Source organism: Nostoc sp. NOS(2021) (assembly GCF_017115025.1).
In the GTDB taxonomy this organism is placed as follows: domain Bacteria; phylum Cyanobacteriota; class Cyanobacteriia; order Cyanobacteriales; family Nostocaceae; genus Nostoc.
Window position 1 is genome coordinate 51,786 of record NZ_JABXKM010000227.1, and the last position, 23,622, is coordinate 75,407.

Sequence of the window (23,622 nt, forward strand, 5' to 3'; positions counted from 1 at the left end):
GGATATGACGATCCACCAGCACCGCCACTGCTACTACACGCCAAAACAAGACGTTCAACGCGATGCGGATAGCGCAGTGCCAACTCTTGGGCTACCATACCCCCAAAGGAAATTCCTATGACATGGCAGTTATCCCACCCTACTGCATTGAGTAAAGAGTCAGCATCGGCAGCGTAATCTGCTACGGTGTAGGGAATATCGAGTTTTGAGGTTTGGCCAAGACCACGCTGATCGTAAGCTAGGATTTCAAAGTGTGGGGCTAGCGGTGAGTCAAAAATAGTGGGTGAGCGGCGCAAGTCACCTCCAGTACCACTGATACTGAGCAGGCGTTGACCTGTGCCACGAATCTCATAATACATTTGCAAATCACGAATAGATACAAATGGCATGAGTATTTTTCCTTATGAATTTCGCATAAGTTGGCTGAGGGAACTGTCGCGATATCTCTGAAGAAGCATCCTCTTTTTGCTCTTATCGCATGTTGGTGGGCACATTCCAGTACAATCATAATGCGTGAACTACCACAACCACTTTAATCTACAACGACTGGTCAATTCGCTCTAGTAGCGCTGAATGTCATTTCAATAAAACAGCCATAACGCTGTAGCTCGAATTAGCGTGAGTTAGGCTACCAAGGTGATAATCCGCTGGTTCATTCAGTAAGTGATAGCAAGCAGTTAAATATATGCTTGCGATAGTTGATGTAGGCAGCAGTTTTGAGGATTTTCTTGCCGTCAGAATTTGTGTAACTATATTCCTCTTCCATTAGTAATTCATTTAAAATCCTTAAGTCTTTTAGTGCTTTTACCTGTATACCAAACAGTTCAGCAATACCTAGATAACGCTCATAAGCACTGGAGTTATTAGCCAAATATTCAAAAAACTCCCACTCTGTAATCACAAATTCAAGTCTGTAACTATCAAAATTGTATGCTGGTATCCAAGGAGGAGTGTAATTATCCTTGTCTCTGCCGCAGTCAGGTTTATAAATAGTCCAAGCTTTTCTTACTTCCGGGCTATATCGCTTTCGCATTGAATTACTAATTATTTCATAGTCATTGATATTTATAAAAATTACTATGCAACGTATTCCATCATCACTTTGATATTCACCAGCAACTACTGAACGAATAACATTAAAAAGAGATGTTAATTTATTTATTACTTTTAATAAACGTTTGATTTCGCGCTCAATTTGAGGTTTTTTTGGTCAATACTTTTTAACTTTACAACCGTTCAGTTCTGGTTGAAACAAGTTGATATAATGTTGCTCCTGCTCATCTAAAAAATTGATTGGGAATTCTTTCCAATAAATTCTGTGGCAGAGTTGGCGATTTGACCTAATTAATTGTGGATATCTATGGTGCGATTTTCCAGCCCATCTGCCCTTAAGATTTGCAGCCTGACCTACATACCAAACGCGGTCATTAGCATCAGCTATCACATATACTCCAGAACAGTCCGGCAAAGTATACCGTTCTCTAAACAGAATATTTGACCAATCCTTCCACTTCATAACTTCACAATAACAGTGTTAGATGCTTACCTTTTTAATAGAATGCCCGTTAATCCCGGACTAGTGGTATGGTGGGGGGTATTTTGTTTAGAGTCTCACTGAAATAATGCACATTCTAGTGTAATCAAAATTTCCAGGGTGCCGCAGCTACGCCCAACCCAGGCATCGCACCCTGGAAATATGTAGCATTTAGTACTTACTAGTTCCTGCCAAACACACTGCCAAGGGCACGCGCCATATTTTGCGGCTGCATTGCATCCATTGCGGCGGTGGGTTCGTAGCCGCAGTGAACCATACAATCGGCACACTTGGGATTACCACTCTTCTGGCCGTATTGACTCCAGTCAGTTTGTGCTAGTAATTCCTTGAAGGTAGAGTAATAACCTTCGTTCAGCAGATAGCAAGGTTTTTGCCAACCGAGAACGCTATAACTAGGGCTACCCCAAGGCGTGCATTCGTAGTCTTTCTCACCAGTGAGAAAATCTAAGAATAGCGGATTGTGATTGAAGTTCCAGTTTTTTTCACCAGCTTTGTATGGAGCCAGAATTTCCCGGAAGAGGGCGCGTGTTTGTTCACGGTGGAGAAAATGATCTTGATCTGGTGCCCACTCGTAACTGTAACCGGGAGAAATCATCATTCCGTCAGTATTTAGTGTTTCCAGAAAGTCGAAAAACTCTTGCATATCTTTGGGTTGAGTACCCTCAAAGATAGTGGTGTTAGTAGTAACTCGAAAGCCTTTAGCTTTAGCGGCGCGAATCGCTTTGACAGCAATATCAAAAACACCTTGGCGATCGACACACTGATCGTGCAACTCCCGCATCCCATCTAAATGCACGCTAAAAGTCAGGTAAGGAGAAGGTTGAAACTTATCCAGACTCTTTTCTAACAACAAACCATTAGTACACAAGTAAATATATTTCTTGCGCTCAATTAATCCCCGGACAATCTCATCAATCTGGGGGTGCAGCAGAGGTTCTCCCCCAGGAATTGAGACAACCGGTGCGCCGCACTCTTCCACTGCGGTAAAGCACTGTTCTGGGGTGAGATTTTGCTTTAAAATTTCCTTTGGATGTTGGATTTTACCACAACCCGTACAAGCGAGATTACACCGAAAAAGAGGTTCCAACATCAATACTAAGGGGAAGCGTTTACGTCCTTTCAAACGCTGCGTAACAAGATACTTCCCAATATCCATAGCTTGTTGTAGATTAACTGCCATTCTATTACTCCTCTGTTGATCAAAACACCACGTTCTCAGCCCCAAGATTTATCTGTGGGGTCTTTAATTTTGAATTTTGAATTTTGAATTTTGAATTCCCCTCCGGGGTTGACGTAACCCTGAGCAACAAACCAATCCACAGCTTCCTTGAGTGCTGCATTCAGTGAAGATTGGGGTAGACCCAATTCTCGTACAGCCTTGGCGGCATCATAATACATAGGCTGTTTCGCCATCCGAACGCCATCCAATGGCACTGAGGGCAATTTCCCCAGTGGTGCGAGAATCTTTTCATCAACCCAGGCAACACTAAGAGGCAACCAAGCGGGTACGGTTCGTTGAGGTGCGCTTAAACCTGTGATATCGGCGAGTTGTTCGAGTAGTTGCTTGAGACTGAGGTTTTGATTACCTAAGATATAGCGATCGCCTGATTTACCTCGCTGCAAAGCCAGTAAATGCCCCCATGCCACATCTCGCACATCGATAAAATTTAGACCAGTATCCAAGTAAAAGGGCATTTGCCGTCGTAAAAACCGTAAAATTATATCACCCGTAGGAGTAGGTTTGATATCTAACGAGCCAATGGGGCTGCTGGGATTGACAATAACTACCTCCTGACCTGTAGCAACGGCTTGCATGGCTTCTTGTTCAGCCAAAAACTTAGACTTTTTATAGTCACCCACCAACTTTTCTAAGGGACTCTGATGTGTTTCATCGACAACTTGACCAGATGATCCTACCCCAATTGCCGCCACTGAACTGGTGTAAACGGTGCGTTCAATGCCAGCTTTGCGAGCTGCTGCTAACACATTGCGCGTACCCAGGACATTGTGACGGTGGAGTAACTCCCGGTCTGTTTGCCACAGTGAATAATGGGCTGCGACATGAAATAGGTATTGACAACCTGCCATCTGTTGCCAGAGATTTGGTGAATTCAAATCGCCTTTGACAATTTCCACATCCAAATCGCGTAGATTCTCCAAATTGCTGCTCTGGCGTACCAGTGCTTTGACTGTGTAACCCTGTTGCAGGAGCAACCGTACCAAGTGGGCACCAATGAAACCTGTACCCCCGGTGACAAAAACTTGCATCAAGCTGTTCCCCTCTTCTTAAATCGGGGAAACCAATCATCCAAAATAGTGTAAACTACTGGCACAACAATCAAACTGAGGATAGTTGAAGTTACTAGTCCACCTGCGATCGCTACAGCCATAGGCGATCGCAATTCCGAACCAGCACCAAAACCTAGTGCGATCGGTAGCATCCCTAAAATAGTGGAGGCGGTGGTCATCATAATTGGTCTGAGGCGCACTAGTCCGGTGTTGAGGATCGCCTCGGTGCGGTCTAAGCCAGCATTGCGTAACTGGTTGATGTAATCCACCAGCAAAATAGCATTTTTATTTGCAAGCCCCAGCAAAAAGACGAAACCGATCAGTGAGATCATGCCAAAGTCGCTCTTGGTGATTAGTAGCGCCAACATTGCCCCCACTAGTGCTAAAGGCAAAGAGACACCAATCACCAGAGGATCTACCCAGCTTTGGAACAGCAAAATTAATACTATGACAATGCACAGGGCAGATAAGGCCAGAGTAGTCCCGAAACTGCCAAACACTTCACTTTGACGGGCAGAGTCTCCCCCTAAATTTAAGGAAACATTAGAGGGTAACACCGCGTTTGCTTCAGCTACCACTTTGTCAGTAGCATCACCCAAAGACAGATTTTTGCCAAGATTAGCACTGATATAGGCCACCCGCTGATTATTCAGACGCTCAATCTGAAAAACCGTGCCCTGCGGATTCGTTTCACCTGTAACTGTGACATCAGCGAATCCCGGTAGCCTCTGAATCCTTTCTTTAATCGCTTTGACTGCTTTGCTCAGAGCTTGGAGATTATCACCTTGTAATGCTATTTGGAGGGGTTTTTGACCGCCGGAATCAACAAATTGAATATCTTCGACACTAGTAGTTACCCCAGAAAGAGCAGGTAAGGAGGAGCGCAACTGATCTTGTAGTTCCGCAGTTGTGATTGTGCGATCGCCCTTTAACTTTACATATAGTGTGCCTTTATTCGGCTCACCCTCACGAGAACCAACAGTGGTAAATACCGTTTCAACTGCCGGTGATTTGATCACAACCTCTTCTAGTTTCTTCGCAACCTCAAGAGAATCGTTCAAAGGGTTGGGGATTAGGGATTGGGATGAGGGAGTTAATTTTTCTCCCCCTGCTCCCTTACTTGCCAAATCAGGGATACTCGGCAAAGGAGCCGTATAAGCAATATTAAATTCGCCGCGATCGAGTTTGGGAATAAACCCTTTGGGAATTAGTGGAATCAGTGTTATACCTGCGATGAAGCTGAGGACAGCTAACCCGATAACTATCTTGCGGTGATTCAAAGACCAACTTAGCAACTTTCTGTAAGATTGGGTAAACGCCACCCAGATTTTTGCTTCCCGACGCGGGGAGAGCGAGGATTTAGGTTTCAGCCAGTAGATAGCCAGAACTGGAGATAAAGTCCGAGCAACTAGCATAGAAGCAAGCATAGCGGCTGAAACAGTGATGCCGAAAGGCTTGAAGAACTGACCGATTACCCCACCCATCAAACCTATGGGCAGAAAAACTGCTACTGCTGTCAAGGTGGCGGCGGTGACTGTCAACCCAATCTCATTTGTCGCTAAAAGCGCCGCTTGGCGAGGAGTTTCCCCATCTTCAACGTGTCGCATGATGTTTTCTACATCCACGATCGCATCATCAACAATACTACCAATCACCAAAGCTAGAGCCAGTAGGGTGATTGTTTCCAGGTTGAAGCCGAAAATCGCCATGACGATAAATGTCGCCAACAAAGACGTAGGAATCGCTAAGGCAGAGATGAGAGTTGCCCGCCAATTCCACAAAAAAGGAAAAATTACCACTATCGACAAGACGACTGCTTCCAGCAAAGCATCGATTGTTGACTGGGTAGCGTGGCGGATATATTCTGCTTGGGTGGCAGCTAAAGTGAGGTTGATATCCTTGAGGGTAGAGCGTAGCCTTTGAACTTCTTTTTCAACCTGACTCACTACTTCCAAGGTGTTAGCGCTACCGCGTTTGATTACCTGAAATGCGAGTGCATCTTGACCGTTAAACCGCACTAATGTCGCCCCAGTTTGGGTAAGAGCAGCTGCACTTGCATTCGCTGGATTTACCGGAGGAGTTGCAGTAGCAGCGCCCAGTAGTGAGACTTTCAGAACTCCTGGTAGTTTAGCGATCGCACTAACAATCTCATCTTGCGCTAACTTTGTCAAATCTTTGAGATTCCGCGACGGACTCTCTATGGCATAACTAATGGCGGCTGACTCGTTTAGATTCAGAGGAATAATTTTGTCAGTTGCTCCTTGAGGCAAAGTCAACTGCTTCAGGGCAGTTTCCACCTTTTTGGTCGATGTTTCTAAATTCGTCCCAACGGCAAAAGAAAGGCTAACAGCAGTTTGACCAGGATAGGTGGATGAGCGGATATCCTCCAGTCCTTCTAGGGAGCGGAGGCGTTCTTCCAAGGGTTGGGTGAGCTTCGCCTCGGTATCCAGGGCAGTTGTCAGGGGCGCTGTAGCATTCACAACTACCACTGGAAAGGTAATATCTGGAAACAAGGCATACTTAAGGGAACTGAAAGCCAGAACACCAGCTACCGTTACGGCAATCCAAAAACTCACCGTCAGCCACGAAAATTGAATCGCCAATTTGGAAATATTGAAGAGTTCTCGTGCGGATTTGGAGTTATGAAGCTTTACCATCTTGGAAAACTATCGTGTGGGTGACACAATTATTTAGTCATGCTACAGCAATCACCTTCGGTTTGCGAGTTTTGGTTACTACTAAACGGCAATATTACTTATTGTCACTCAGATAGGGCAAAATTTTTAATCCAAAAGGAAACTTCAAAGATCAAACTTGAAACTGTCGAGAGGGCTAGTGCCTAATTTTTTCCCCATCAACACAATTCTGGTACCTCAGGGAGCAGAATATAAAGCTGTGTGTCGCGCCTTTCGCGGCGTTACTGGCTCCATCCCAACGGTAATAGCCATACCTGTTGGGATGAAGCCTTTACTCAAATACCTACAACAAGGACAATTTCTGGCTCCAAAGTCCAGAGTGCTGATTATGGGTATATGTGGCAGCTTGAGCGATCGCTACAAAGTTGGTGATATTGTGCTGTATCAAGATTGTGTTTATCAGGGGAAGCAGCAAGAATGCGATCGCACTTTCACAGCCCAATTGCACTCTTCGATATCAGAAAAAGTATCTTTAGTCAAGTCAATGACAAGCGATCGCGTGATTTGGTCTGCTGCCGAAAAACGCCGTTTGGGTGAGACTTTGGCGGCTGATGTTGTTGATATGGAAGGATTTACCGCCCTAGAGTTTTTCAATGCAGCTGGGATAACCGTGGCAATACTGCGAGTAGTCAGCGACGATTGTCAGCATAATATCCCCGATCTCACACCAGCAATTAACTCTGATGGCTCCCTAAACCCTTTGGCTTTAGCGATCGCAATGCTTCGACAACCCCTTGCTGCTACTCGGCTGATTCGAGGTTCATTAACAGCATTAAAGGTGTTAGAGCAAGTTACAAATCTGCTCTTTTCTGGCTATAGCTTGAAATAATCTGTTACGTCATTAGAGCAATTTTCTTCTTAAATAGACCACGCGGTAAGGAACATTGCTCATACGTGTCAACTTCAGCTAAAACTCCTTTAAAACCTCGTTTCTAACCTCTGGCTGGAAATGCAAATCAAAAGCGGCTCTGCCGCAAGTCAAGAGGCGGAGCCTCAATGAAGGGCATTCCCAGTCGGAGACTAGGAACGAGGCAAGCTTTCAAAGCTAAATTCCAGGCTGCCTTTCACCTTAAGTTGATACCAATGAACAATGTTCCCTACAACATAATGTAGTTCAATTAAATGAAAACTGCTGTAATTGCACACTTCATCGTTAGGGTAGTCAAAAGTCATTAGACCTCTGGCATAAGTCGGAATTTGTGAAATCGAACCACAGATGAAAACCGATATTTATCAGTGTTTACATGTAGTTAGTTTTGCTTTTATATCACGTTAAAACAGACTAATAAATCCTAATACGGTAACAATTAACACAATTCCGTATTGATTGTAAAATTGCTTGTGGAATAAGTTTTACAGAAACTTCATCGTTAGATAGATCAAGTAGAAAACGATATTGGGAAGCATAATATATGACCTGCTCAGGGTTGGGTTCCATGAGAGAGATGATTCCATTGGATTGTGAATCAAAAATACTCTTTTGCCAGGATAGCTCGGAACTAATTTGCCAACTATCGAACAGAATTTATGAAGCTCAATTACAAGCTCTACCTGTACTCGTTCCTAGCTCGTTTCAGATGGCTCAAAAAAAGTTACACCGCTAAAATCATGTTGGTAGCATTTTTGGGCACTCATGTACCACTTCTGTCCTTACTTTTGAGTTTCCTCATCTCAAACTCCTATTCCTTGGAAATGGCGGCGCGAGTTATGAGCGTTGCTTTGTTGGCTACGTTAGGGGGTACGGCCGCTACCCTCTACGCCCTAAACCACCTTCTCAGACCGGTTATTTTGACATCTGCTGCATTGCAAAATTATCTAAACACCAAAACCCTACCTGAACTGCCCACAGAATTTGCTGATGAAGCGGGTACATTGATGGCGGATACCTCACAAACTCTTCACAAATTAGATGAGTTAATTCACTACATCACTAATTATGATGATCTAACTGGATTACCCAATCGTGATTTATTCCGCGATCGCCTCCACCAGATTCTATCCCAACCTGAACATAATCAGCGCCTTGTAGCTGTCTTTTTGCTGGCTATTGATGATTTCACAGGTATGAGTCATGGGTTGGAGCATCAGACAACAAATTTGTTGTTAAGAGCAGTTGCTCAGAGGTTATCAACCTGCATCGCACAAACAGATATTCTTGCCCATTTGAGTAAAGATGAATTTGTCCTTGCCCGTATGGAGATTGTTTCTTTTGAAAGTGTGATTCAGCTATCTCAACTGCTGTTAAGTACGCTGAAAAAACCCTTCTTTTTAGAGGGTAACTTGATTCATATCACCGCCAGCATCGGCATCACAATTAATGACCTAAATGATTCTAATAGCGTAGATCAACTCTTGCAACAGGCTCACATGGCACTGTACCAGGCGAAGCGGCAAGGGCGTAGCCAATACCAATACTATTCGCCGGAAATTAATGCTCAGTTGCAGGAGCGACTGACCTTAGAAAATGAATTACATGGGGCGCTTGGGCGCAACGAAATGCTGGTTTATTATCAACCTCTGATTGATTTACACAATGGACAAATTACAGGTATGGAAGCGTTGATTCGCTGGCAGCATCCTACATTAGGTTTTATTTCTCCAGCCAAGTTTATTCCCATTGCCGAAGCCAATGGTGCAATCGTACCAATTGGCGAATGGGTCTTGCGAACTGCTTGCGCCCAAAACCGTGCTTGGCAGCTTGCTGGATTTACCCCAATTCGGATATCTGTAAATCTGTCATCTCGACAGTTTGAACAACCGAATCTGGTTGAAGTCGTCAGCCAAATTCTTGAGGAGACTGGACTCAAAACATCTTACCTGGAACTGGAAGTCACGGAAAGCTTCTTGATGGGTGACATTGAGCGATCAGTTAAAACCTTAAAACAATTACGAGAACTGGATATATGCTTGGCTCTAGATGACTTCGGCACCGGTTATTCCTCTCTCAACTACTTGAAGCGCTTTCCTGTGAATATGCTCAAGATTGATCAGTCATTTGTAAAGGATATGTCCAATCCTGATAGCGCCGCCATCACCGATGCCATCATTGCCCTCGCCAAGAGCCTCCGGTTGAAAATCACGGCAGAGGGTGTAGAAACCAAAGAACAGCTTAACTACCTGCAAATGCGTGGATGTGACGAAGGTCAGGGTTATTACTTCAGTCGTCCTGTCCCTGCTGATCTAATTACTCCGATGTTGCAGAAAAGTTCTCAGCATATGGAGATAATTGCAGCATAAGTGGATGCCTAATACCATTGACCGGAAAAAGGCAGACACGTTGGTAGGGGCACAGCAATGCTGTGCCCCTACGAGAAATCTATATGTATCAGGGTTTGTGTGAAATGGTATTACTCACGGCAGTGGCCCAATAACCGCACCTTTACGGACGGACACCACTACCGTCATCAAGATTAAAATCTCTTAACATCTCGTTACACTGAAGACATCGAGAAGGACGAAAGTAAACCTCTCGAAGCTGAAATCAAAGGTGAACGACATGAATGGCACAATTCGCGTTGGTAATCTCTTCGGAATTCCCTTCTATATCCATCCGTCATGGTTTTTAGTTCTGGGTTTGGTAACTTGGAGCTATAGCAGTGGACTGGGGGCGCAATTTCCCCAATTGTCTGCGGGATTAGCTTTGCTACTAGGACTGATGACAGCGCTGATGTTATTTGCCTCTGTCGTCGCCCATGAATTAGGCCACAGTTTCGTTGCGATTCGTCAGGGAATTGATGTCAAATCGATCACACTGTTTATATTTGGCGGTTTGGCTAGCTTAGAAAAAGAGTCGAAAACTCCAGGTGAAGCTTTCTGGGTAGCGATCGCCGGGCCAATAGTTAGTTTAATACTATGCGGTATCCTTACAGCTATTGGTGTTACTACTGCTGCATCAGGCCCGTTAGCTGCAATTCTTGGTGTTCTAGCGTCTGTTAACTTGGCATTAGCCCTGTTTAACCTTATTCCTGGCTTGCCCTTAGATGGCGGAAATATACTGAAAGCCATCGTTTGGAAAATTACAGGTAATCCTTATAAAGGTGTCACCTTTGCTAGTCGAGTTGGGCAAATCTTTGGTTGGGTAGCAATTCTTTCAGGTATAGTTCCCTTACTATTATTTGGCAGTTTCGGTAACTTCTGGAATTTGTTAGTTGGCTTCTTCTTATTACAAAATGCTGGTAACGCGGCTCAATTTGCCAGAGTGCAAGAAAAGCTCACAGGTTTGACAGCCCAGGATGCTGTAACTCATGATAGCCCGATTGTATCTGCTAATCTTAGCTTGAGAGAATTTGCCGATGAGCGAGTCATAAGTGGGCAAAACTGGCATCGGTTTTTAGTGACTGATGATCATGGACAATTAGTAGGTGCGATCGCTGTTGATAATTTACGAACCATCCCAACAGCACTGTGGTCAGAAACTCAAGTCAAAGAAGTCATGCGACCAATTACCCAATCTACCACAGTCCAATCCGATCAACCTCTGCTGGAAGTCATGCAGTTACTCGAACAACAAAAGCTGTCTGTCCTCCCCGTAATTCGTGAGAATGGCGTTCTAGTTGGAATCTTAGAAAAAGCTGCAATTATCCAGCTACTTCAAAGCCGAACTCAACCTAACCCTGCATAGTTTAATTAACGTGAGTTCGATGAACCTCTCCCTGCCTTGAACTAAAGTTCAAGTCTGTCCCTCTCCGAGTCGGAGAGGGACAGACTTGCGTAGTAAAACCTCATAACTGCAATTCAGCAACGCTGTAAATAATCGTTGCCAAGTTAACTCTTTTGTAGTATCATCCCAATGCCAGCGTAATAAATTAGCGGGTTGACTCTTGGCAATTCCTGGTAAACCAATTGCTTGTCTAGGTGCATTAGTAGCTAAAGCGATCGCACTTTCTACATCACAAATTCCCCATTTTACCAAATTCTGCACTCCCACCAACAAGGGTAAAGTCGTCCCCGACAAGGTGCCATCCGCCAGTTGTGCCGTACCGTTTTTAACTTCAATTTGCCGACTATCCCAAGGATACACGCCATCGGGTAGCCCCAAAGGTGCAAGGGCATCGCTGACAAGAAACAGCCCTTTTTCTTGATAGCTAGCACGAAGTAAAATTTGCAGCATTGTGGGCGAAACGTGTTTACCATCAGCAATAAAACCACACATCACATCAGCATGAGTAATTGCTGCCCCTAATAATCCTGGTTCGCGGTGATGTAATGCTGGCATGGCATTGAAAGCATGAGTTACCATCGTTGCACCCTGTTCAAAGGCACGTTGCGCTTGGGCAGATGTTGCTTGAGAATGCCCTAAACTGACAATAATCCCCAGAGAACGCAAATATGGAATTACTTCACCAGTCCGATCTAACTCCGGCGCTAAGGTGATGACTTTTACAATATGAGCATAATCTCCCAAAACCCGCTTTACCTCGTCAATTGTTAAGGGTAAGAGGTACTCTGCTGGGTGTGCGCCGCGCTTTTGGAAATTCAAAAACGGGCCTTCTAGATGTACTCCCAGAATCTTGGCATCTGCTTGTTGACTGGGGATAATATCAGCAATAATAGCAAGCGATCGCTGAATATTTTCTACTGAAGTTGTCACAAGTGTCGGTAAAAATCCATCTACCCCGACATCCCACAAAAATTGCCTTATTTTCTGGAGTATATAAGCATTTTCAGCCGTCAAATCAGGAAATGCCAATCCCAAAGCACCGTTAATTTGCAAATCAACGCCACCCAATGAAATCCAGTCGCCAGCAACATCTATTACGGATGAGCGGCTGTGTACTCCTACTGTACCCATTGGCAAGATTTGCTCAATTATGCCCTCATGATTAATCAAGAGCATCTGCAAATCTTTGTATCCTGGTACTCTAGCATTGATAATGTCTACAGGATTTTGTGTTGCTTGAGTCATCACATTGGCGAGAAGATAGCTAAATCTGATTTTAGATGCAACGAATACCGATGAATCAATATAAAGCAATGCCAATAGATGAGATGATGATCGGCATTGCACAGCTTCGATATCTAGCTCAAACAATTTTGAATTTTGAATTTTGAATTTTGAATTATTATGACTCCCTTAGTTGGTATTATTATGGGCAGCGATTCTGATTTGCCCACCATGAAAGACGCGATCGCAGTTTGTGAAGAATTTGGCGTTGAGAGCGAAGTGGCGATCGTTTCTGCTCATCGTACCCCAGAACGCATGGTAGAATATGCTCAACTTGCACACCAACGCGGTATTAAGGTGATTATTGCTGGTGCAGGTGGTGCTGCCCATCTGCCTGGAATGGTAGCGTCTTTAACTCCACTTCCTGTTATCGGTGTTCCTGTACCCACCCGTAACTTACAAGGTGTCGATTCTTTATATTCTATTTTACAGATGCCTGCGGGTATTCCTGTGGCAACAGTGGCGATCGGTAATGCCAAAAATGCTGGGCTTTTAGCAGTACAAATCCTCGCAACTCAGCAACCAGAATTGCTAAAAAGAGTGCAACAATATCGCCAAACCCTATCTGAATCAGTAATTGCAAAGCAAGCAAAACTAGAACAACTAGGCTATGAGCAATATTTACAGCAGATGTTTTAAATAAATTTAAACACCAGAGCAGGGGAGCAGCAAGTCTTTTTCCTCTGCCCAATGCCCAATACCCCATAATAAATGACTAACCAAACGATTCACGTAGTTGCCCGTTTTATTGCTTTGCCTAACAAAGTAGAAGAACTAAAAGCAGTACTGTTGGAACTCATTGAGCCAACCCGTCAGGAAGCAGGTGCGATCAAGTATGAACTTTTGCAAAACCAGTACGATCCAACAGACTTTACTTTTGTAGAGGAGTGGACTTCTGATGAAGCCCTGAATACTCATCTAGATTCACCCCATCTCCAAGCGGTACCAGCTAAACTTGAAGGTTTAGTGACTGCTGCACCACATGTCGGTCGATACCATCTTTTGGCATAATCACATATTGCTAACTTGAAGCAGACTCTTTATTGTTGGGGATCATTTGGAATATCTCAGCCTTAAATTCTAAGATTGAAGCGATCGCTCCAGAATCAATGCAGCATTCTGAAGTATCTTGATCCTGAGACCTTAGTCAAAAATTGAGAGCTACAACATCCATGTGTCAATTGCTCGGAATGAATTGCAATGTTCCAACGGATATTTGCTTTTCTTTTGAAGGCTTTTCTGCACGGGGAGGAAAAACGGATGATCATAGCGATGGTTGGGGCATTGCTTTCTTTGAAGGAAAGGGATGTCGAATGTTTTTAGATGCCCAACCTTCTGTTGCTTCTCCCGTAGCGGAGTTTGTGCGGAGTTATCCCATCCACTCAACCCATGTCATAGCCCATATCCGCAAAGCCACTCAGGGTGAAGTTGCCCTACACAACTGTCATCCTTTCCGCAGAGAATTGTGGGGTCAGTATTGGGTGTTCGCCCACAATGGTAATTTGCCAAATTTTGAGCCGGAAAATTTGGGATTTTATCAAGCCGTAGGTGACACCGATAGTGAAAAAGCATTCTGTATGATGCTAGAAACATTGCGATCGCGCTTTTCTGAGGGTAAGCCTGACATCAAAGAACTGTACCCTGTGCTGCAAGAAATTACTGCTGTAATTGCAAAATTGGGTATATTTAATTACTTATTATCAGATGGAGAACACTTGTTTGCTTATTGCTCAACCAAACTCAGCTACATTGTTCGCCAAGCGCCCTTTGCAGCTGCCCATTTAATTGACCAAGACATGACCGTAGATTTTCGGGAAGTGACTACTGAACGCGATCGCGTCGCTGTCATTGCTACCACACCCCTGACTGACAACGAAGTTTGGACACAAATCCAACCGGGAGAATTACTAGTTTTTCAGGACGGATTACCTCTGAAATATGCATTCAGTTAAGAATTTGATCCTGTTGGCGAATTCAAAAATTAACCAGATATCTTTCCCATTTAGATACTTTCTAGATGGGTTTTGTTTTTCTTGCTTTTCATATTGAGTAATTTATAGTTATTTTCAGGTAAATAGACTTGCTATTTAGGGGCACAGTAATACTCATACGTGTCAACTTCAGGTAAAAGCTAGTAAGCGAAAAAGTTTTAATATATTGCCTCGTTCCTAGTCTCTGACTAGGAATGCCCTCTGTAAGGCTCTGCCTTACTTCCTCGCGGCAGAACCGCAAAAACAAGCATTTCCTTCTTAGAGACTGACAAGAAATAAATTATCCATCTTGTGGGCATCCTGCCCGCCCTGAATATAGGACGGGTGTTAGCGTAGCGGCACGTAGTGCGGACACCCATCCCACAATAAAATTTGGGATGTTTTTTTATTTGTCAGTCCCTTTGACCTGAAAACGAGGTTTTAAAAGGGTTTCACCTTCAGTTGACATGCATGAGCAATGTTCTCTACAACAGATGTAGTTCACTGTTAAAATTTACCAATTTATACAAATTTCCCCCAACTTAGTTGTTACCAATTTATCTAAAAAATACCGCTTTTATTGGTATAAACTTTATCGCTTTACACTGAATTATATCTAGATTAATATAGTTAAAACAAGGCTGTAAGTTTTCTCAAATAAGAGCTTTAGATATTTTTTGGCTATTGCAAGCATCCTTGGAAAAAATGTATTTCTAACAATATAAAAATAAAATCTCTAATGACTGCTACCCAATTACTCTTCCTCATGATAACTTTCTTTATAACAAGTATAATAAGTGTAATTACAGGAAGCACTTCTTTGATTACCGTCCCTGTAATGTTGCAATTGAGTATTGAACCCCGTACTGCTCTTGCCACTAATATGTTGGCATTAACCTTTATGAGTATTGGTGGTACATTGCCTTTTATTGGTAAAAAAGCAATTGACATCAGTCGCTTGCCAATAATGATTTTCCTAACGCTTTTAGGCTCAATCATCGGTGCATTACTTGTTTTAGTTGTACCTTCAAAATCGATGCCTCTGATTATCTCGATTTTCATAATTGCGGTTGCCGTCTTTTCAATCACCAATCGCAATGCCGGAATCATTTCAACAATAGAGAGTCCATCACCAATAGCAGAAATTGGTGGATATGTGGCAACTTTTGTACTTGGTATTTATGGTGGTTTCTTTAGTGGTGGCTATGTCACCATGCTCACAGCAGCTTATGTCAACCTATTTCGGATGACGTTTGTTCAGGCGGTAGCAAACACAAAGTTTATCAACATTTTTTCTTCGCTGATTGCCACCATTATTTTCTTTACACAGGGAATAGTTGATTACAAGCTAGGTATTATTCTGAGTATTACTATGTTCATTGGTGGAATTGTCGGAGCGCGGGTTGCCCTCAAACTCAGCAACATCTGGTTACGGCGTATATTTCTCACGACAGTAATCGCTCTTGCACTCAAGACGTTACTTGATTTTGTTCCACTCAGTTGAGCGAAGCCGATGTCTACGACGGGCTACGCCTACGCTAGAATAGACTTTCCTCAAAAATTAGCTATTCCCTAGCAAGTTGCTTGATACACTCGGTAGCCAATTGCGATGCCTAGTTTGGGCTGCGCCTACGCAACTTGATAGTTGAAAGTAAAAGCATTTGTAATTCCTCACAGAACTGGTAGAATCTCCATATTCTTTGTCAAGAATGTGAGGTTTTTTGTTGTTTGCAACTAGATAGATGAAATCATCCAGTATTATAAACAGTATATAACTGTATTCCCATCAATTATCTGTAGATTTAGTGGAGGAAATAGAATGAGTTTGTGGCAACGCCCACTGAAAAGGTTACAAGCGATAGCTGAACATAGAACATATAGGTTCAGACTAAATTCGCTCAAAGGCTTTGTATCACTCTTTTTGGTAGGTACTGTATTGAGTGTGGCGCTTGCCGCCTGCTCTGGTGGAACTGGGAGTAATTCTTCCACACAAACCTCTACTGCTAATCCTGTTGCTGCAACCAAGGAAAATATTGAATTAACTCTTGTGTCGTTTGCAGTTACCAAAGCGGCTCACGAAGCGATCATTCCCAAGTTTGTCGAACAGTGGAAGAAAGATCATAATCAAACTGTCGTCTTCAAGCAAAGCTATGGCGGATCTGGTTCCCAAACTCGCGCCGTTATCGATGGTTTGGAAGCAGATGTTGTTCACTTGGCATTGTCTGGAGATACCTCAAAAATTGAGAAGGCTGGATTGATTCAGCCAGGATGGGAGAAAGAAGTTCCCAACAATGGTATTGTCTCTAAAACTGTGGCAGCATTAGTAACTCGCCCAGGTAATCCTAAAGGCATCAAGACTTGGGAAGATTTGGCGAAAGCTGATGTAAAACTTATTACTGCTGACCCCAAAACTTCAGGCATTGCTAGGTGGAATTTCCTGGCGCTTTGGAACTCCGTCATTAAAACTGGTGGAGATGAGGCTAAAGCGACTGAATTTGTGACTAAGGTTTACAATAATGTGCCAATCCTGACTAAAGATGCGCGGGAAGCCACGGACACATTTGCCAAGCAGGGTCAGGGGGATGCCTTGATCAACTATGAAAATGAAATTATCTTGGCACAACAAAAAGGCCAAAAGGTTGAGTATGTTGTTCCCGATGTGAATATATCCATCGACAATCCGATCGCTGTGGTAGACAAAAACGTTGATAAGCACGGAACCCGCGAAGTTGCTGAAGGTTTTGTCAAATACCTCTATAGCCCAGAGGCACAGCAAGAGTTTGTCAAATTCGGATTCCGACCTGTGGATGAAACTTTAGCTCAAACTAAAGAAGTCACAGACAAATTTCCGAAGGTGAAAAATTTGGGTACTGTTGCAGACTTCGGCGGTTGGGAAGCAATTGATAAGAAGTTCTTCGCAGATGGGGGACTCTTTGACAAGATTCAAGCCCAAAAGAAACGGTAATTCGTAATTCGTAATTGAAGGACAGAGCAACTAACTTTAATTATGGATAGGACTTACGCAAAAGTAGACGCTGTAGGGGCAATTCATGAATTGCCCCTAAGAAGAAAATCATTCTTTTCGGCTATTGTTTGCGTAATTCCTGTTTTTGACTATGACCGAAAAAGAAAAGGATACAGAGCAACTAAATTTATTTATGGGGATTGTTAATTTTGAATTTTGAATTTTGAATTTTGAATTCGGAGCGAAGCGACGTGACTGTATCTCCTTTTGTGGAAGTTGAACGCAAAACACCATTCTGGAAGACATTGGGGCGGGTTCCTTGTACTTGGCGAATCACCATAGGATATCTGACGGTGATGTTATTTATCCCCATAATTGCCATGTTCCTGAAAGCAAGTACGGAAACTCCGGCGCGATTTTGGGCGATCGCAACCAGTGATATCGCATTAGCAACATATAACGTCACTTTTGTTACAGCGATATTTGCTGCCTTACTCAATGGCGTATTTGGGACTTTGATTGCTTGGGTTCTGGTTCGCTACGACTTTCCCTTAAAACGCTTGATTGATGCCACAGTGGATTTACCCTTTGCACTACCAACTTCGGTAGCAGGGCTAACTCTGGCAACAGTTTACAGCGATAATGGCTGGATCGGTTCGCTACTAGCACCACTGGGAATTAAGGTATCTTTTACCCGCACGGGAGTAGCGGTGGCAATGATATTTATCTCACTACCTTTTATCGTGAGAACTGTGCAACCCGTGCTTCAGGAAATGGAACGTGAAATTGAAGAAGCCGCTTGGTGTCTAGGTGCTTCTCAATGGCAGACCTTCTGGAAAGTGATTTTGCCACCTTTATTTCCCACGATTTTAACTGGTGTTGCCTTGGGTTTCTCCCGTGCAGTTGGAGAATATGGATCAACTGTGATTATCTCTTCCAATACGCCATTCCAAGATTTGATTGCACCTGTGCTGATTTTCCAGCGCTTAGAGCAGTATGACTATTCTGGTGCAACAGTAATTGGCATAGTTTTACTATCAATTTCATTGGTACTGCTATTGGCAATTAATTTCTTACAAGCATGGGCAAGGCGATATGACAGTAGATAAGCCAAGTTTTCACTCATCTCCATCTGATACAGATATAGCCAAGCCTAAAGAGCAGAAGAGTTGGGTACCAATAGTTTTAATTGGTATAGCGATCGCCTATTTAGCCCTAGTTCAATATATCCCGGCAATTAATGTTTTTGTCCAAGCCTTCAGCAAAGGATTTGGGCCATTTCTGTCCAACCTGACGCGGCCAGCTTTTCTCCATGCAGCTTGGCTGACGCTATGGCTTGCTTTGATTGCTCTGCCTGTGAATACAGTATTTGGTTTATGTGCAGCTTGGGCGATCGCTCGTCATAAATTTCCTGGACGCGCCATAGTTTTGAGCATAATTGACCTACCCTTTTCGATTTCGCCCGTAGTCGCAGGATTGATGCTTGTGCTACTTTACGGACGCAATGGCTGGTTTGGCCCTTGGCTCCAGGCTCATGATATCAAGATTATCTTTGCCTTTCCAGGTATGGTGCTGGCTACAGCCTTTGTAAGTATGCCCTTTGTAGCGCGGGAAGTTATTCCTGTTTTAGAGGAATTTGGTAAGGATCAAGAAGAAGCTGCTAGAACTCTAGGTGCGAAAGATTGGCAGATATTTTTGCGCGTCACCCTGCCCAGTATCCGTTGGGGCTTACTCTACGGTTTAATTTTGACCAATGCCAGAGCAATGGGTGAATTCGGGGCGGTTTCGGTGGTATCTGGCAACATTGCTGACCAAACCCAGAGTTTACCACTGTTTGTAGAAGATGCTTACAAACAATACGAAACCGAGGCTGCTTTCTCTGCGGCTGTACTGTTAGCGTTACTAGCAGTAGTAACCTTAGTGCTGAAAGAGATTCTGGAACGGAAAACCAGCATTAAAGATGTTGAATAGAAAAATCAACCAATTATAGTTATCCTTTGAATAGGATACAAGCAAATCATGGGACGTGGTACGATTTACCTAGTACCTATCAGGAAATTACCATTAGGGTTAAGGGTAGTTCTGTACCAATCCCGATCAGGGATTGAAATAATTCAGATATGGCTACTGACAATACACTTACCAATAAACGGATTCGCCTCAGAATTCCCAAAGACTATCACCAGGAACCTGTCATTTCTCGCCTGGTGTCTGACTATGGACTGACTGTGAATATCACAGCAGCGATTTTGGGAGCCAATGCTGTCGGTGATGGTTGGTTTGACCTTGAACTACAAGGAACAGATGCACAAATTCAGAGCGGGTTAACCTATCTCCGCAATTTGGAGTTGGAAGTCTGGGATGACATTAATGCAAGTGATTGGTAAGGGTTATAGCAAATAAGAAGGAAATGCTTTTCATTGCGGCTCTGCCTCTTTTACAAGTGGCAGAGCCTCCCAATGGGCATAAAGTTTTATCTTCTATTGCTAATGGTAATTTGAAAGCTAAATTGCACGATACTATGGTCAATGTAGCAAATTACATCAATTACATTGCTAAGTCAAAAGATACTACCATTGACTCTCGAAGCACGGATAGAATAAAAGAGAAAATAAAGCATTACCTGCCAAATTAATTAGTTTCGTAGGGTGTGTTAGGCTTGCCGTAACGCACCGATTCTAAGGTGTTGGTGCCGTACTCTCTGCGCTAACATCACAGACCCTACTATCGACAACCCAAACTATCTCGCGTTGACACAGCCGTAACTGGATTTACGCCATCAGCCCTTTCACACAGCAGCGACACTTGATAGCGGTCAATCAAAGCATCTGTAAAATCAGCACCAGTGATATCAGCATCATAAAAGCGACTGCTCGTCAAAGTTGCTTCTGTAAAAATGACATTTTTCAGGTTAGCACTATCCATAGTCACGCGATCGACTAAAGCGCCGCTCAAGTTTGCACCTTCCAGATTTGCTTTTAATAAAATTCCCTTAGTCAGAATTGCATTGCTTAAATTCGCCCCTTGGAAATTCGCCCCCCGCATTTCTGCTGCGACAAAAGTCACACCTGCCAAATCAGCATGAGAAAAGTCACGATTTTCTAAATTTATATTATTGTAGTTGATTGTGTTTACTTGAGCAAAAGCCGGTTTGGGATTAAGTATTATCCACAAAAATGCTAGTGTTAAAATCGCAATCAAACCAAAAAAGCGCAGTAAAATCTTTTTCATAACTTTATTATTTGTCAGTAGTCCCCGTACCCCTTCTCCTAAGCAAGCTACGCCTTGGTCTCCCTTAGAAGAAGTCTGAGCGCCGGAAGCCGGCGCTCAGACTTCTCTCTTTGTCATTTAACTAATGACTAATGACTAATGACTCTTAGCTATTTCCAATCTTTACCAATGCGGATTGTCAGATCAGATTGTAAATCACCAATCGCCGACACCTCTATTTGACCCAAGCCTAAGACTTTTTGCAAATCAACTCCAACTCGTCGGTTGCCTTTTTGGACAACAATCTGAGTTTGACGTTGGGTATCTGGCCAATCAGGCACTTTGTAAATATTAGTAAAGCCTTTCTGTTTGAGATAAGCAATAACTTTTTCAGTTAGCTGAGGTTGATTGGAAGCATTTTGAATAGCAATTTTGAGGTTAGGAACCCGGCGCATATCTGGCTTTAGACCAGGTACATTTACCCCAACATAATCATTCAACAGGCTCTGTTGTCCAGTCATATTCAGCCAATAGCTATCAGGGTCTTTGCTAAAACGGCTAAACGTACCAGGCAACATGGTCATTTGGAAATTATCTCGATCCAAGTTGAGGCCAAAGTTCACCAACGCCATCATTTCTTCCATCTTCAGGTTGGTGTCAAAGTATTTTCGCATCAAGCGAGTTAATTGAGGCAACCTGGGTAAGACAGTAGGACTATTGAGGCGTTGCAGCAATGCTGCTGTTAGTGCTTGCTGACGCTGCACTCTCGGCAAATCTCCCAAACCTGGTTCGCGGAATCGGACAAACTGTTCTGCTTGTTCGCCGTTGAGGGTTTGCCAGCCACTGACTAAATTAATTGACAGCCGACTGCTAGAGTCTTTATATTCCATTGATTGGGGAACAAAGACCTCTACTCCGCCTAACTGATCGACTAACTGCCGTAAGCCGCTAGTAGAAATGCGGATGTAGCGATCGATTGGGGCATTATTTAAGGTACGGCTAACTACCCGTGCTGCCAAGACTGGGCCGCCTTTGGCATTAGCATCAGATACCTTAGTTAATCCCTTTTCTCCCTTTTCGGGGATGGCGATCATCGTATCTCTGGGAATGGAAAGCACCCGTACAGATTTTTCACTAGGGTTGAGCCGTACCAGCAGCATGGTGTCGCTTTTCCCAGCAAAGCTTTCTGGTGAACCATCAACAGTACCACTGACTGGTTCAATCCCCATAATTAAAATATTCATCGGTCGTGAAAGCTGGTACTGGGAGAGTTTGCTCCATAACTCCCCTGGTAGTGGTATTTTTAGCTCGTCTTTAGCAGTAGTTCCTAAATCTTCATCTGTTCGATCTAGATTGCTCCATAAAGGAGTCCACAGCGCTAAAGTTGATACCAGCAACCCAGATAAGATGATGCCGATGACAACCGTCATGATCCACAACAGCCATCGAGGCATGGTCAAGCCCAGTCTCTCATAAAGCTGATTGGGAATTGCACCCACTGATTCGACGACGCTACGGTTCGGATTCGCTGGCTGGTTTAGTCCTACCTCTTCTTCTGATTCGGTTACTGGTGCAGGCGTTACCTGATTTTCCGTTCGTTGAATTTGCTGCGATCGCACCTCATTTTCAAATGCTACTTGTTGAGATGTCACCGGATTTTCCGACCATTCGATTTGTTTTATCACAATTATTTCCCCACTCAACCACTCCCTAAAAGTTATGTTAATCCAAGCTACAAATATTGCCAGTGGAAAAGCTCACTGTAAACTTGTAATGTTCTTCGGTAAGCGTGTATGACAACATGAATACTTTATTGTTCCCCGTAATCCTTGCTGGTGGTAAAGGTGAACGTTTTTGGCCTCTGAGTCGCAAAGACCGACCCAAACAATTTTTAAGTCTTGATGGTAGCTCTAGAAGCTTATTACAAGCAACCGCCGATCGCTTACTAGCACTCGGAGGCGGTTGGGATTCCTTGTGGGTTATCACTTCTAGTCAGATAGCTGAAGGGGTACGACAACAATTACCTGATCTGCCAGTTCAAAACTTACTGATCGAGTCGGAAGGAAGAGACACTGCCGCAGCCGTTGCTTGGACAAGTTTAGAAATCAAACAGCGCTATGGAGAAGACGCTGTTATTGGCTTTTTCCCTGCTGACCACTGGATTGCTGACCAAAAGGCGTTTGCACACACATTAAGCGCGGCTACGCAACTGGCAGCAAACACAGCAGCGATCGTTACACTGGGGATCAAGCCTACTTTTCCATCAACTGGTTATGGCTACATTGAACAAGGTGAAAAAATAGGTAGCTTTAATGAGTTGCCAGCTTTTCACGTCAACCGTTTTACTGAAAAGCCCAACCGTGAAACAGCAGAAACTTTTTTATCTACGGGACGCTTTAGCTGGAATAGTGGCATGTTCGTTTTTCGGGCAGGGGTTGTTCTCAAGGAACTACATACCCATGCTCCAGAAATTATCGAACCTTTAGAACAACATGGCCCTGATATCTACCCCCAGTTGCCTAAGAAGAGTATAGACTATGCGCTAATGGAAAAGACAACTCTAGCATACGTTTTGCCAGTTGATTTTGGTTGGGATGATTTAGGAGATTGGAATGCGATCGAACGCTTACTGAAGACAGAAGAGACTCCGAATGTGGAACTCGCTACCCATATAGGGCTGGATACGCAGGGAGCGATTATTTATGCCTCAAATCCAGAAGATGTAGTTGTTACCATTGGTTTAGAGGATGTGGTGATTGTGCGCGATCGCAATGTCACTCTTATTGTTAAAAAAGAACGTACCCAGGAAATCAAGCAGATCCTCAAAATTCTCCAAAGCGATTCCCGATTTACCGACCTGCTATAAAAGTTAAAACCCTTGGCAGAGGCGAAAAAGCCTATTTTTCCATTATAACTTGACTGTCGAAAAGCAGAGCATTGGACATGGGGCATGGGTCATTGGGTATTGGGAAAATTCTTTCCTTGTCCCCCTC

23 protein-coding genes are annotated in these 23,622 nt (G+C 43.6%); 13 read left to right on the forward strand and 10 right to left on the reverse strand.

The window, feature by feature from the left end:
- The 6 genes from HWQ41_RS24280 to HWQ41_RS24305 all read right to left on the reverse strand — a co-directional run.
- The coding region (locus tag HWQ41_RS24280; protein WP_292768663.1) for an alpha/beta hydrolase at window positions 1–389 on the reverse strand (389 nt) is incomplete at its 3' end.
- Window positions 390–652: 263 nt separating this feature from the next.
- Window positions 653–1,033 carry a hypothetical protein gene (locus tag HWQ41_RS24285; protein WP_292768666.1) on the reverse strand — a complete coding sequence of 127 codons (381 nt, stop codon included), beginning with the start codon at window positions 1,031–1,033 and terminating at the stop codon, window positions 653–655.
- 177 nt (window positions 1,034–1,210) lie between these two features.
- On the reverse strand, window positions 1,211–1,516 hold the full coding sequence (locus HWQ41_RS24290; RefSeq protein WP_292768669.1) for a GIY-YIG nuclease family protein: 306 nt from the start codon (window positions 1,514–1,516) through the stop codon (window positions 1,211–1,213).
- Window positions 1,517–1,715: 199 nt separating this feature from the next.
- Window positions 1,716–2,735, reverse strand: coding sequence for an adenosyl-hopene transferase HpnH (gene hpnH / locus HWQ41_RS24295; protein WP_292768672.1), 1,020 nt, complete (start codon window positions 2,733–2,735; stop codon window positions 1,716–1,718).
- A gap of 35 nt (window positions 2,736–2,770) precedes the next feature.
- A complete protein-coding gene (gene hpnA, locus HWQ41_RS24300; RefSeq protein WP_292768675.1) occupies window positions 2,771–3,823 on the reverse strand; it encodes a hopanoid-associated sugar epimerase in 1,053 nt (350 codons plus the stop codon).
- Window positions 3,823–6,501: an efflux RND transporter permease subunit gene (locus HWQ41_RS24305; protein WP_292768677.1), complete on the reverse strand. Its 2,679-nt coding sequence runs from the start codon at window positions 6,499–6,501 to the stop codon at window positions 3,823–3,825. Before HWQ41_RS24305 ends, hpnA begins: the two co-directional genes overlap by 1 nt.
- A 178-nt stretch (window positions 6,502–6,679) precedes the next feature.
- Here HWQ41_RS24305 and HWQ41_RS24310 point away from each other — a divergent pair, with 178 nt between their 5' ends.
- Window positions 6,680–7,369, forward strand: a complete 690-nt coding sequence (locus tag HWQ41_RS24310; RefSeq protein ID WP_292768679.1) for a phosphorylase — start codon at window positions 6,680–6,682, stop codon at window positions 7,367–7,369.
- A gap of 191 nt (window positions 7,370–7,560) precedes the next feature.
- On the opposite strand, the gene HWQ41_RS24315 is transcribed toward HWQ41_RS24310, so the two are convergent.
- Window positions 7,561–7,713, reverse strand: coding sequence for a hypothetical protein (locus tag HWQ41_RS24315; RefSeq protein ID WP_292768682.1), 153 nt, complete (start codon window positions 7,711–7,713; stop codon window positions 7,561–7,563).
- Between the two features lie 354 nt (window positions 7,714–8,067).
- Between HWQ41_RS24315 and HWQ41_RS24320 the strand changes: the two genes are divergently transcribed.
- Window positions 8,068–9,777, forward strand: coding sequence for a bifunctional diguanylate cyclase/phosphodiesterase (locus HWQ41_RS24320; RefSeq protein WP_292768685.1), 1,710 nt, complete (start codon window positions 8,068–8,070; stop codon window positions 9,775–9,777).
- 259 nt (window positions 9,778–10,036) lie between these two features.
- Window positions 10,037–11,161: a site-2 protease family protein gene (locus tag HWQ41_RS24325; RefSeq protein ID WP_292768687.1), complete on the forward strand. Its 1,125-nt coding sequence runs from the start codon at window positions 10,037–10,039 to the stop codon at window positions 11,159–11,161.
- Between the two features lie 48 nt (window positions 11,162–11,209).
- On the opposite strand, the gene nagA is transcribed toward HWQ41_RS24325, so the two are convergent.
- The gene (gene nagA, locus HWQ41_RS24330) at window positions 11,210–12,445 is read right to left on the reverse strand and encodes an N-acetylglucosamine-6-phosphate deacetylase (protein ID WP_292768718.1); all 1,236 of its coding nucleotides are present in this window, start codon (window positions 12,443–12,445) and stop codon (window positions 11,210–11,212) included.
- Window positions 12,446–12,604: 159 nt separating this feature from the next.
- Between nagA and purE the strand changes: the two genes are divergently transcribed.
- From purE to HWQ41_RS24375, 9 genes are all read left to right on the forward strand, one after another.
- Window positions 12,605–13,123: a 5-(carboxyamino)imidazole ribonucleotide mutase gene (gene purE / locus HWQ41_RS24335; protein ID WP_292768690.1), complete on the forward strand. Its 519-nt coding sequence runs from the start codon at window positions 12,605–12,607 to the stop codon at window positions 13,121–13,123.
- Between the two features lie 72 nt (window positions 13,124–13,195).
- Window positions 13,196–13,495 (forward strand): putative quinol monooxygenase, encoded by a 300-nt coding sequence (locus HWQ41_RS24340; protein ID WP_292768693.1) that lies wholly within the window; start codon window positions 13,196–13,198, stop codon window positions 13,493–13,495.
- Window positions 13,496–13,656: 161 nt separating this feature from the next.
- Complete coding sequence (locus HWQ41_RS24345; protein WP_292768697.1) at window positions 13,657–14,436, forward strand: class II glutamine amidotransferase; 780 nt, start codon at window positions 13,657–13,659, stop codon at window positions 14,434–14,436.
- A gap of 784 nt (window positions 14,437–15,220) precedes the next feature.
- The gene (locus tag HWQ41_RS24350; protein ID WP_292768721.1) at window positions 15,221–15,958 is read left to right on the forward strand and encodes a sulfite exporter TauE/SafE family protein; all 738 of its coding nucleotides are present in this window, start codon (window positions 15,221–15,223) and stop codon (window positions 15,956–15,958) included.
- Between the two features lie 315 nt (window positions 15,959–16,273).
- The gene (locus HWQ41_RS24355) at window positions 16,274–17,419 is read left to right on the forward strand and encodes a sulfate ABC transporter substrate-binding protein (protein ID WP_292768699.1); all 1,146 of its coding nucleotides are present in this window, start codon (window positions 16,274–16,276) and stop codon (window positions 17,417–17,419) included.
- A gap of 269 nt (window positions 17,420–17,688) precedes the next feature.
- Complete coding sequence (gene cysT, locus HWQ41_RS24360) at window positions 17,689–18,528, forward strand: sulfate ABC transporter permease subunit CysT (protein WP_292768724.1); 840 nt, start codon at window positions 17,689–17,691, stop codon at window positions 18,526–18,528.
- Window positions 18,515–19,390 (forward strand): sulfate ABC transporter permease subunit CysW, encoded by an 876-nt coding sequence (gene cysW, locus HWQ41_RS24365; RefSeq protein ID WP_292768701.1) that lies wholly within the window; start codon window positions 18,515–18,517, stop codon window positions 19,388–19,390. Before cysT ends, cysW begins: the two co-directional genes overlap by 14 nt.
- Window positions 19,391–19,539: 149 nt before the next feature.
- Window positions 19,540–19,806 carry an NIL domain-containing protein gene (locus HWQ41_RS24370; RefSeq protein WP_292768704.1) on the forward strand — a complete coding sequence of 89 codons (267 nt, stop codon included), beginning with the start codon at window positions 19,540–19,542 and terminating at the stop codon, window positions 19,804–19,806.
- Window positions 19,807–19,829: 23 nt separating this feature from the next.
- The gene (locus HWQ41_RS24375) at window positions 19,830–20,054 is read left to right on the forward strand and encodes a hypothetical protein (RefSeq protein ID WP_292768707.1); all 225 of its coding nucleotides are present in this window, start codon (window positions 19,830–19,832) and stop codon (window positions 20,052–20,054) included.
- 89 nt (window positions 20,055–20,143) lie between these two features.
- Here HWQ41_RS24375 and HWQ41_RS24380 read toward each other — a convergent pair whose 3' ends face one another.
- Window positions 20,144–20,650 (reverse strand): pentapeptide repeat-containing protein, encoded by a 507-nt coding sequence (locus HWQ41_RS24380; protein ID WP_292768708.1) that lies wholly within the window; start codon window positions 20,648–20,650, stop codon window positions 20,144–20,146.
- Between the two features lie 149 nt (window positions 20,651–20,799).
- Window positions 20,800–22,314, reverse strand: a complete 1,515-nt coding sequence (locus HWQ41_RS24385) for an LCP family protein (RefSeq protein WP_292768710.1) — start codon at window positions 22,312–22,314, stop codon at window positions 20,800–20,802.
- A 116-nt stretch (window positions 22,315–22,430) separates the two neighbouring features.
- Between HWQ41_RS24385 and HWQ41_RS24390 the strand changes: the two genes are divergently transcribed.
- The gene (locus HWQ41_RS24390) at window positions 22,431–23,495 is read left to right on the forward strand and encodes a mannose-1-phosphate guanylyltransferase (protein WP_292768712.1); all 1,065 of its coding nucleotides are present in this window, start codon (window positions 22,431–22,433) and stop codon (window positions 23,493–23,495) included.
- Window positions 23,496–23,622 lie beyond the last annotated feature (127 nt).